The 11,011-nt window shown below is 70.7% G+C and carries 8 protein-coding genes; 5 read left to right on the forward strand and 3 right to left on the reverse strand.

The window, feature by feature from the left end:
* Both IBX62_09745 and IBX62_09750 read right to left on the reverse strand, forming a co-directional pair.
* On the reverse strand, positions 1-1,857 hold a 1,857-nt coding region (locus tag IBX62_09745), incomplete at its 3' end, for a histidinol dehydrogenase (protein ID MBE0477367.1).
* A gap of 303 nt (positions 1,858-2,160) precedes the next feature.
* Entirely contained in the window at positions 2,161-3,036 is an 876-nt protein-coding gene (locus IBX62_09750; GenBank protein MBE0477368.1) for an SDR family oxidoreductase, read from the reverse strand.
* Between the two features lie 256 nt (positions 3,037-3,292).
* Here IBX62_09750 and IBX62_09755 point away from each other — a divergent pair, with 256 nt between their 5' ends.
* Together IBX62_09755 and IBX62_09760 are read left to right on the forward strand one after the other, a co-directional pair.
* The gene (locus IBX62_09755; protein ID MBE0477369.1) at positions 3,293-3,769 is read left to right on the forward strand and encodes a hypothetical protein; all 477 of its coding nucleotides are present in this window, start codon (positions 3,293-3,295) and stop codon (positions 3,767-3,769) included.
* Between the two features lie 202 nt (positions 3,770-3,971).
* Positions 3,972-5,420: a PKD domain-containing protein gene (locus IBX62_09760; protein MBE0477370.1), complete on the forward strand. Its 1,449-nt coding sequence runs from the start codon at positions 3,972-3,974 to the stop codon at positions 5,418-5,420.
* 89 nt (positions 5,421-5,509) lie between these two features.
* On the opposite strand, the gene IBX62_09765 is transcribed toward IBX62_09760, so the two are convergent.
* Complete coding sequence (locus IBX62_09765; protein ID MBE0477371.1) at positions 5,510-7,042, reverse strand: serine hydrolase; 1,533 nt, start codon at positions 7,040-7,042, stop codon at positions 5,510-5,512.
* A gap of 324 nt (positions 7,043-7,366) precedes the next feature.
* Here IBX62_09765 and IBX62_09770 point away from each other — a divergent pair, with 324 nt between their 5' ends.
* The 3 genes from IBX62_09770 to IBX62_09780 form a co-directional block, all read left to right on the forward strand.
* Entirely contained in the window at positions 7,367-8,551 is a 1,185-nt protein-coding gene (locus IBX62_09770) for a DUF1611 domain-containing protein (GenBank protein MBE0477372.1), read from the forward strand.
* Positions 8,551-10,278, forward strand: a complete 1,728-nt coding sequence (locus IBX62_09775; protein ID MBE0477373.1) for an ABC transporter ATP-binding protein — start codon at positions 8,551-8,553, stop codon at positions 10,276-10,278. Before IBX62_09770 ends, IBX62_09775 begins: the two co-directional genes overlap by 1 nt.
* Positions 10,275-11,011 (forward strand): CapA family protein (locus IBX62_09780; protein MBE0477374.1); only part of this gene is annotated, 737 nt, incomplete at its 3' end. The genes IBX62_09775 and IBX62_09780, both read left to right, overlap by 4 nt.

The following is an 11,011-nucleotide window of genomic DNA, read 5'->3' on the forward strand; positions in this document are numbered from 1 at the left end:
GCCCGAGATGTAATCGCCCAGCGCTTCCGGCGTCAGATGGCCGACGAACACCGAGCCGGCGGTCGTGACGCGTGCAGCCACCTTGTCGGCTTCACGGGTCTGGATGATCAGGTGTTCCGGGGCGTATCGCTCGCTGACCTCAACCGCCTGGTCGATGTCGGCTACCGTCACGATTGCTGCATGTTCCAGCGCTTTTGCCGTCGTTTCGGCCCTGGTCAGCGTCGCCAGCAATCGCCGGACCTCGATCTGGACCTGCTCGCCCAGGTCAGGCGCATCGGTGACCAGGATGACTTGCGAATCCGGCCCGTGCTCGGCCGCCACGCTCTCCGAGATCGCGGGCTGCCCGCCGACGACGTACGCCCTGGTCGCACCGAGCCGCCGGATCTCCTGCCTCACTTCTCCCGGTAGCCGCCGCGGATCGGAAAGGAGCACGGGTCCTTCGTGAATCCCGGCGAGGCTCGTGGCGGCAAGCGCGTCGGCGAAGTCGCCTCCGCCGGCGATCACGACCGCGTCCGCGCTCTCGAATCCGACCTGGCTCGCCCGAACCGCCGTGCGGTATCGATCGGGGCCGCTCAAGCGGAGCACCTGCGTCCGTAGGCGCATGAGCGCTTCGATGAAGAAGTAGTCCCCCCACGACGTGCCGTGATCGGCGTAGCCACCGTTGGCCGCCCACGTCCCGTGGAGGAGCACCGACGGCTCGGGCGCGCCTTCGGCGAGGTACTCGGCGGATGAGAGGCTCTCCAGCGTCCTCGTCGCGAGATCGAGGAAGGAGGCGCGTCTGTTCGGATCGGGATCCAGACGAGCGAGCTCGACGAATCCCGCGGCGGCGACGGCTGCGGCCGAGCTGTCTCGCGGAGCGTTCGGGATGTTCGGCGCATCGAAATCCCAGTAGGGGACGAGGTCGGCCGGGACACGCGAAGCCCAGTAGTCCGTCGTGCGCCGTGCCGCGTCGAGGAGACGCGAGTCACCGGTCTCGCGGTACGCGCTCGCGAACCCGTATATCAGCCACGCTTGCCCGCGAGACCACGTCGACTCCGTGAAGGCCCCTTGTGCCTGGCCCTTGGCGATGACGGCGCCGGTCTTCGGCGAATAGGAGACGTAGTGATAGCTTCCGCCGTCGGGGCGGATGAAGTCCTTCGCCGTGCGCAAGGCGTGGTTCGTGGCCATCTCGCGCCAAGCCCGGGGTCCTCCGTTGCCCGTCCCCCAGAACAGGAGCTCGACGTTCATGATGTTGTCGGCGACCACCGTGAACTCATACGGCGAGGTGCGCGCCCGAACCATGCCGATCCTCGAGTCGTAGTGGCCTGCGAGAGACCCGGAGCCGGTGAGGGCGACATGCCGGTAGGCGGCGTCGCCGGTGAGCCGGTAGGCGTGCCGGTAGGTGTTCAGCACGAGGACGCCGACGTCGGGCTTGCCGGTGTCGCCGGCATAAGCTCCGATGGGCTTCTGGCGCTGCACGGCCCAGGTCCTCCAGCGCTGATCGCCTTTGAGCTGGTACATGTACCAGAGGCTGCCCGGAAGGTAGCCTGCTCCCCACAGATGCGGCGGAACGACCCTCCAGGCGTCGCCGACCGTGTAGTAGGGGTATCTCGCCGGCGCGACCGTGCGATGCGTCGACGCCGTCTTCGCCGCGGCGACATCGAGGGCGTGATACATCGCCGGCGAGAGAGGGTCCGAGGCCGCAGTCGCGGGAGCGATGAGAGAGCTCGCGGACGACATGGCCGCCAGTGTGGCCGCGACGAGGACCCTTCGCAGGGCGGCCGACGCGAAGACGTCGCGCATCGTCCCCGGCTGCCCGCTCTGCCGTGCCGGCTGACGTCGGCGTTCGTGCGGCAGCTGCTCGGTCGGTGTCGCCATCGCCATCATCCCTCCTGCCGTGCCGGTAGGTGGCGGGTCCCCCCCAGGCCTTCTTCGGGGCGCCATCATCACAGGAAGCGGCATGCGGTCGCAAGCGGCCGACCTTCGCCGGGGGTCGCGTCGCGCCACGGAGGGCGGTTCAGCTAGACTTCCTCTCAACGTTTCGAGCGTGTGGGACGGCATACAACGTCGAGCAGTACGTCGATCCAGACCCCGACGCCGAGGGCGGGGACCTGCTCTCCGTGGCGGCCGAACGGGCGGGTGGGGATACCAGGCACGGCGGCCCCTCTCCTGCCAAGGTCCTCAGCTCGACATGTACCGCCCGCCGTTGGGGTGCAGCACCTGTCCGGTCATGTACGACGACTCGACGTCGGAGGCGAGGAAGACGTAGCTCGGTGCGATCTCCCAGGGCTGCCCGGGCCGCCCCATCGGCGTGTTCTTCCCGAACCGCTCCACCTGCTCGTCGCTGCGGCCCGCGGCAACGATCATCGGCGTCCATACCGGCCCCGGCGCGACGGCGTTGACCCGGATGCCCCGCATGACGAGGTTCTTCGCCAGCGAACGTGTGAAGCCGACGACCGCCCCCTTGGTGGCCGAGTAGTCGATGTGCGTGGCGCTCCCCTCGTAGGCCGTCACGGACGTGGTGTTCACGACCGCGGAGCCCTCCCGCATGTGCGGCAGCGCCGCGCGAGTGAGGTGGTACATCGAGAAGAAGTTGTCGCGGAACACCTCCTCCATCTCGCCCTCGGGGACATCCTCCAGCCGGTCGTGCACCCAGCCCTCCCCGGCGTGGTTGACCAGCACGTCGATCCCGCCGAGGACGTCCATGCAGCGGTCCGCGACCTCCTTGCAGAACGGGCGCTCCTTGAGGTCGCCCTCCATGACCTCGCAGGTCCTCCCCAGCTCGCGCACTCGCGCTCTCGTGCGCTCGGCGTCCGCGCGCTCGCGCTCCGACTGGTGCACGATCAGCACGTCGGCGCCCTCCTTGGCGAAAGCGATCGCTATCGCCGCGCCTATTCCGCTGTCCCCTCCGGTCACTATCGCCCGCTTGTCCTGCAGCTTCCCGCTGCCGCGGTAGCGGTCGTCCTCCTCTACGGGCTTCGGGTGCATCTGGGCCTCGACGCCGGGCATGCGGTCCTGATGCTGCGGAGGCGTCTCGGTGAACGTCTTGGCGGACATGACGCTCCCTCCTCTCGGGTCACATCGGGTCGTGATACCCGGCCTCGGCGCGCCGCTACCGCCGTGAGCCCGCAGGCGGGAGGGCCTGGCCGCCGCACACCGCCGCGCTTGCGGCGGTCACGGCGTGGGAACACTCGCCGAGAGGCCGAGGAGGGAGGCGCGCCGTGCGTCGCGCGGCCGCGCCTGCCGGGAGGTCCGCGCATCGGGGCGACGAGGCGAGCGAGAGCGACAGCCTCCGCGGAAGGGGGATGACGACGTGGCCGACACGAGACAGCGTGCGGAGCTCTTCGCCGTGCTGCGGAGGATGGAGGCCGCCACGGTGGCGATGTACGAGGCCGCGCTCCTGCATGGGCACGAGGGCTCGCAGGGACGCCTGCGCGAGGAGCACGAGCGGCACGTCGACACGCTCGACGACCTGCTGGGCGCGTGCACGCCGCAAGACGTCGAGGCGCCGAGGGACGTCCGCGAGTCGCTGGAGACGCACGTGACGGCGGTCCTCGACGCGGGGGACGAGGACGAGGCGCTGGAGCGTCTTCTGGAGGCGGAGCGCACGAACGCGGCGGAGTACGCGGTCGCGGAGGGCTCGCGCCTGTCGGAGGCCGAGAGAGGCGCCGTCCGGCGGCTGCACGAGGAGCAGCGCGCCCTCGTTCGCGCTCTCGAGGAACAGCTGCCGGCCGACGTCGTCGCAAGGCGCGGCGTGGCGCGCTCCGGACACGCCGGAGGCGATTCCTAGCCCCCCTCCTCGGCAGGCGGCATGGCTCGGATCGTCCTGTTCCGGAAGGCCGACCCCGACACGGCGAAGAATGCCGGTGCGGCGATGCCGGCGCACCCGCTCGGCCTCCACCGCTCCTGCGACCGACAGTGACGTGCCTCACAGTGTCTTCGACCCTTCCCGCCGATGCTTACGGGAAGCGTGTCGTTATAGGGAGGCAGTCATGTATCCGCTGGCTCGCCCGAGGACCCCAGCCGCATGGGTTCTCGTCATCAGCCTCGCCTTGGCGCTGCCGGTCGTCGCCGCGCCAGCCGCGTCAGGCGCCGGCGCCTACCGGTACGCCTTCGCCTGGGGCGGCACGGGGACGGGTCCGGGCGCCTTCAACTACCCGTCGGCGATCTCCTCGGATGCGCAGGGCAACCTCTACGTGGGTGACTACTACAACAACCGCGTCCAGAAGTTCACCGGCACGGGCTCGTACCTGATGCGCTTCGGCACGTCGGGACCCGCATTGAAGAACGTGCACTCCACCGCCGTCGACGGAGCGGGCAACGTCTACGTGGGTACGGGGGGTTACGGGGCCACGGTCATCCAGAAGTACGCTCCCGGCGGCACCTACCTCTCGAGCTTCCCCGTCTGGTCGGCGATCGGGTATCCCTACGACACCGAGTTCGACGCGACCGGCCGTCTTCTGGCGGTCGGGACCCGCTCCGACTGCGTGCACGTCTTCGACGCGTCCGGGGCGCCGCTGGGCGTCTTCGGCCAGGACGTGCTCTTCGGTCCGGTGGAGCTCGCGGCGGGTCCGTCCGACGGGCGCGTCCTCGTCGCGGACATGATCGGCATCGCGACCTTCGACGCGGATGGGACCTTCACCGGCAGGCTGCCGGTCACGGCGCCTCCGTACGGCTTCAAGGGCCTGGCGCTGAACGAGCGAGGGGAGATCTTCGCCTCCGGCCGAGGACACATAGCCCGTTACGACGCTGACGGGGGGCTCAAGGCCAAGTTCGCACCCGACGCCGGGGAGCCGAACGGCACGGGCGTGTACGACTACCGCGGCATGTGCCTGCTGCCCTCCGGCAAGCTGTACGTCACGCAGGTGGACGGCCTCTACGGGGTCAAGGTCTACGAGCCCGTGAACCTGCCCCCGGTCGCCGACGCCGGACCCGACCTGACCGTTCGCGCCGGCGAGACGTTCGTGCTGGACGGCTCCTCCTCCGAGGACCCCGACGGGACGATCGTGAGCGCCCGGTGGCACCTGCCGGGAGGCACGGTGCTCGAAGGTCTGACGGTACAGGCCGTCTGCCAGGAGCCGGGCGTGCACGAGGTGACCCTCACCGTGTGGGACGACGCCGGCGCCGAGGCTTCCGACACGATGCTGCTGACCGCGGAGGAGGTCGTCGAGGCGAGGCCGGGTGGTGGCCTGCCGGCGTTGAGGGCGTCGGTGGCCGACGCCCCCATCCCCGTGAAGGGCGTCCGCAACTCGCTGCTCGTCAAGCTCGACCACGCCTTGGCCGACGTCGATCGCGGCGACACGACGGGCGCCGCGCGCCGACTTCGGACGTTCGTCTCGGAGGTGGGCGCGCTGCCGGCCAAGCAGCTCGACCCCGCGCTGGCGCGGCAGTGGCGGAGCGAGGCGGCGATCATCTCCGCGGCGCTGGACGCGAGCGAGTAGGAGCCCTGCCGGGGACGGGGTCCGGACCCCGTCGGCACCAAGCGGGTGAAGGACGGCGAGGCCGCGATGACGCGGCCTCGCTGCCGTCTCTACGACCCGACGATCTCCAGCTCCGCCATCGTCGGTGCGCCGAGGAGCCCGCGCCAACTCCGCACGAACGCGATGCGCAGGTTGTCGACGAAGCCCGGTGGCTCCACCGTCTCCGCCGCGATCACGGGCACGCGCGCGAGGACCTTCTCGCCCTGGATGTAAGCGATCTCGCCCAGGCGATCGCCCTCGGCGACGGGAGCCGCCACATGGGGCTCGAGGTCGACGCGCTGGTCCACGGGGACGTCCGGGTCGAACTCGGGCACGGCCGACGTGACCGGAGCCGCTCGCGCCGTCACCACGCGGTCGAGGTAGTCCGAGACCGGGACCGCGCCCACCGTCTCCTCGACGGACACCGTCGACGTCGCGGCCAGGGCGGGCACGCGTACGAGCTCGCGGTCTCCCTGCACCATCCTGACCTCCCCGAGCGGCTGCCCCTCGAAGACGGGCAGCGTCACAGGGCTCACGGACGTCTCCAGGGAGATCGGGCCGTCCGGGCCGAACACGGGGAGCGAGGCGCTCTCGCCGGCGCGCACGGGCACCGTCCTGTCGGGTCTCGAGGCGATCGGCACCTCAGCGACCGTCTCGCCCGCCGTGGACACCTCCCGCACCCTCAGGTGCTTGAAGCCCCAGTCGAGCAGGCGTGCGGTCTGCGTGAACCGGGCGGAGCCGCTGTCCGCGCCCAGTATCACGGCCGTGAGCTCGACACCGTCCCGCCCGGCCGTGCCGACGAAGCTGTGCCGGGCGTCTCTCGTGAACCCCGTCTTGACCCCGGTCAACCCGCGGTACGTCCCGAGGAGCTTGTCGGTGCTCTTGATGGAGCGCGCCGGCCGTCCTCGATAGGCGGGAAACGTGACGGTCCTCAGGGACACGATCCGCCGGAACTCCGGCAGCTCCATGGCGGTCTGCGCGAGGGCGGCCAGGTCGGAAGGCGTGCTGTAGTGGCCGGACGCGTCGAGTCCGTGGGGGTTGGCGAAGCGGGTGTCCTCCAGTCCGAGCTCGCGGGCGCGCTCGTTCATCCGCCCGACGAACGCGGACATGTCGCCGGAGACGTGCTCTCCGAGGGCGTGGGCGCCGTCGTTCGCGGACGCCACGAGCGTGAGCTCCAGCAGCCGGCGGACGCTGACCTTCTCGCCCGCCTTGAGCCCGAGGCCGTAGGGTACCCGGGCCGCGGCTTTGGAGACCGTCACCGTGTCGCCCAGCCCGCCGTTCTCGAGCACGAGCAACGCGGTCATCATCTTGGTGGTGCTGGCCATCGCGCGCCGCGTGTCTCCCTGTCGGGACCACAAGGCGCGGCCTTGTGAGTCGACTAGGATCCCCGCCGCCGCGTCGATGTCCGGAGCGACGTCGCTGGGCAGGGCGCCGGCGGAAAGAGGGGTCCCGGCGATCTCGTCGGTCACGGCTCGCGCTGCGAGCGCCGGTCCCGGCGCGGAGAGCACAGCCGACGCGAGCGCGCCGGCGAGCAGCAGACGCGCCGATAGCGAGAGCGCGCGCGGCGCGGAGGGGATGGTCGAGGGTCGAGGTCGTGCGAGCATGCGGTCTTCCTTCGCGGGTCGTCGGAACGCTGCCTCGACGCAGCAAGCGGCGAACCAACCCCCGGAGGTGCGGCCCCAGGATGGGGCTAAGACCGGCATCCTACCCGAATCATTCCATCGGAGGATGCACGCTCCCACTCGTGACCTGGGAGGATATCGACCAACGGCACGTTCGGGGGGATCCGAGGTTCGCTTCAGCAGGGGCACGCACGGACATGGGCGGACCACCTAGTAGTCCTGTCGGCCTTGGGGGGAGCGATCTTGGAGCGGGTGATCCCGGGCGGCCAAGCGCCGCGCCGAAACACTCCTCGCCGCGCGATCACCGTGGGCCCGCTGAGCATGGACCGGCTGGGTCGCGCGAAGCGGGCGTTCACGACTCGTCGAGTGCCGCCGGTCGCCATGCAGGAACTCGTGGCCGGTCAGGTCAGGCCGAGGACGGGGGACCTGGTCCTCGCGCGCGTCGATCGCATAGGGCACCACGCGAGGCTAGAGCTGACGACCGGCCGCCGAGCCCACCTCCACGTGGGCGACGAGATCATCGTCGCGTACGCGCACCGGTACGCCCCGGACCAGTTCGAGGCCCACGTCCCGCTCGGACTCTCGCCGACGCACCTGGTCGCGTCCGGCGGCATCGCCTCGGAGATGCACTCCCGTTGCGGGGACGTCCGGCGCCCCACCGACATCTCGCCGATGGGCCTGGTCGCCGACTACCGCGGGGTGCCGCTCAACGTCGGAGCCTTCGGCCTGCTCCCGTGCCCGGTACCAGAGCACACGCCGGTCACCGTCGTGGTGCTGGGCACCTCGATGAACGCGGGCAAGACCACCACCGCCCACCGGCTCGTTCGCGGCCTGGCGGTGGCGGGCCACTCGCCTGGAGCCGCCAAGGTGACCGGGACGGGTGCGGGAGGCGACTACTGGCTGATGATCGACGCCGGAGCGCATGCCGTGCTCGATTTCACCGACGTCGGGCTGGCCTCGACCTACCGGATAGAGATGGCGGCGCTGGAGCGCAAGGCCGTCGAACTGATACACCACCTGGCGCAGGCAGGATGCGGGGCGATCGTCGTGGAAGTGGCCGACGGCGTCTTCCAGCAGGAGACGGCGCGCCTGATGCAATCGGAGCTGTTCCGCAGCCGGATCGACGGAGTGATCTTCGCCGCGGCGGACGCCGTGGGCGCGATCGGCGGGCTCGAACGGCTCCGAGCGCTCGAGTTGCCCGTCGTCGCTCTCGCCGGAAAGCTCACGCGATCCCCGCTCGCCGTTCGGGAGGCTGCGGCAGCCTGCGACCTGCCCGTCCTCACGCTGGATGAGCTGGGCGATCCGGCGACCGCCTCCGCGCTGTTCGGGTTCTCGGCTCCACCGCACGCGACGCCTCTCGAACTCGAGGAGGCGTCGTGCTCCCAGGAAGAGAGCGGTCCCGACGCTCACGGCGAGACCGAGGACGCGAGGGAGCCGCTCTCGGGTTCGGCCCAGGGGGTGCCGGGAGGCCTGAGCGGGGGCGTGGCCTGATGCCCGAGCCGTCGTCCGTCTTCCGGCTGCGTCGCCGCGATCTGGCCAAGGTGGTGACGCTCGCCGTCCTGCAGGCCGCGACGCTCGGCGCGTCCCTCGTGCTGCTGCGGCACCTGATCGACGAGCTGACGTCGGGCCTGGTGGATCAGGGTCTCGTGTACCGCGACATGGCTGTGCTCCTCGGCGCCGTGCTCCTGAACTCCTTGCTGAGGGGAGCGGAGTTCACGGTCTCCGAGAAGATGGGATACGAGCTGATCCGCGGGCTGCGGATGACCATGTATCGCCATCTGCAGGGCATGTCCGTGCGGCAGCTCCAGGCGAGATCCCGAGGCGGACTGCTCCTGCGGTTCACGGGAGACCTCTCCATGCTGCGCACCTGGGTGAGCCGGGGGTTGGCGCGAGGGCTGGTATCGCTCGTGATCCTCACGGGCGGCATCGGCGTCATCGCGTACCTGAACGTCCGGCTGGCGTTCACCATGGCCGCGGTGCTCGCCTTCGGGTCGGCGGCGCTGACTCAGCTGGGCCCGCGCCTGCACCGCATCACGCGGACCGTCCGCCGCAAGCGCTCGCTGATCACCAGCAACATCGACGAGCAGCTGCACGCCCTCGCCGTGACGCAGGTCTTCGGAAGGTCGGGAGGCGAGTTCTCACGCCTGTCACGGCAGAACGACTCCGTGACGCGCTCTCTGCACGACACGGCCCGGACGCGGGGATGGATGCTCGGGATCTCCTCGGCGACGGGGTGGCTGGCCATCTTCTGCGTGCTGCTCGTCGGGACCATCGACGTCGCGTCGGGCAACAGCAGCGTGGGCGTCGTGGTGGCGGCGATGATCGCATGCCGCCAGCTGGCGGGGCCCGTCCGGCGGCTGGGCCTCTCCTACGACTACTGGCAGCGCGCCGAGGTCTCCCGCGTCAAGCTGCTCGACTTCCTGTCCAGCTCCACGCGCCCCCTGGACGCGGCGGGCCTGGAGGGCTTACGGGTGCGGCGTGGCCGCATCGAGCTCCGAGGCGTCTCCGTCTACGGTTCGCTGCGCGAGGTGGACGCGACCGCGCAGGGCGGTCACGTGACCGCTCTTCTCGGGCCGAACGGGGCCGGCAAGTCGACGCTGCTCAACGTGGTCGCCGGGCTCCTCGACCCCGACGGCGGCGAGATCCTGGTGGACGACCAGCCGTTGTCCGCCCGCACGCTTCGCTCCAGATTCCGCGGGGTGGGGATGGTCTCTCCGGACCTCCCCCTGATGTGCGGGACGGTGCGGCGCAACCTCACGTACCGCGAACCCGAGGCTTCCGAGGAGGAGCTCCGGCGCGTGACCATGTCGTGCGGGCTCGACGAGGTCCTCGCCGAGCTGCCGTACGGGCTCGGCACGTGGCTCACCCCCGGCGGATCCAACCTCTCGCTCGGGCAGCGGCAGCGCCTCGCCCTTGGCCGGGCGCTCCTGGGCAACCCTCCGATCCTGCTGCTCGACGAGCCCACGGTGAACCTCGACGACGCCAGCAAGGAGGTGTTCCGCGACGTCATCGCCCACCACAAGGGCACCGTGCTCCTCGCCACCCACGAGACGGCCGAAGCGGCGCTCGCCGACGAGGTGTGGTTCATGGACGGCGGGAGCATCGTCGAGGCCATCGACGGTGACGAGTTCAGGGACCGGCTCTGGGCGATGGGCCCAGGGGGCGCGCGACGGAGTCGGTGCGTTCCCGGCGTCGACGTCTCGCAGGTGCCGGGGTGATCCGGGTCAGGGGGCCCATCGTCGGGCTGTGGGCCATCGGCCTGGCCCTGGCCGGCCTCGCCGCGTGGGGAGGCGTGGGCCCGCGAGGAGCGCGCCCCGTGTTCCTCGAGGTCGACGCCGAGAAGGACGCGACACTGTCGATCACGTGGGCCGGGGACACGATGATCGCGGACGGCGCCAAGCCCTACGTGGCCGATCACGGGTTCGACTGGGTCTTCGAGCGCCTCGCGGCCCCGGACGCCGATGTCGTGATCGTCAACCACGAAGCCCCCCTCACCTCTCGCAACGCTCCCCTCAACCCGAACAAGACCTACTCGTACATGTCCGACCCTGCCGCCTCGCAGGCACTGGCGGCGGCGGGGGTCACCGTGCTGGGGCTGGCCAACAACCACGCCCTCGACATGGGTCCCGCCGGGCTCGCCGACACGATCCGGCATGCGGAGGCGGCGGGACTGGTCGCCTTCGGCGCCGGCATGAACGACCGGGAGGCCGAGCGCCCGCTGATCGTACGCGGCGGCGGGGTCACGGTCGGAATCGTGGCGTTGGGCAGAGGGTATGGGACCAAGGTGACCGCGGGACGGAAGCGGGCGGGCACGGTCCCCCTCTCCGCGAGGTCGATCAAGCGCGGGTACGAACTGGCGCGCAAGGCCGGCGCGGAGCACGTCGTGGCCTACGTCCACTGGGGGGCGAACTATCAGGGGGTCATCGAAGAGCAGCGTCTGCAGGCGGCGGC

The organism is Coriobacteriia bacterium, from assembly GCA_014859305.1.
Taxonomy (GTDB): domain Bacteria; phylum Actinomycetota; class Coriobacteriia; order Anaerosomatales; family Kmv31; genus Kmv31.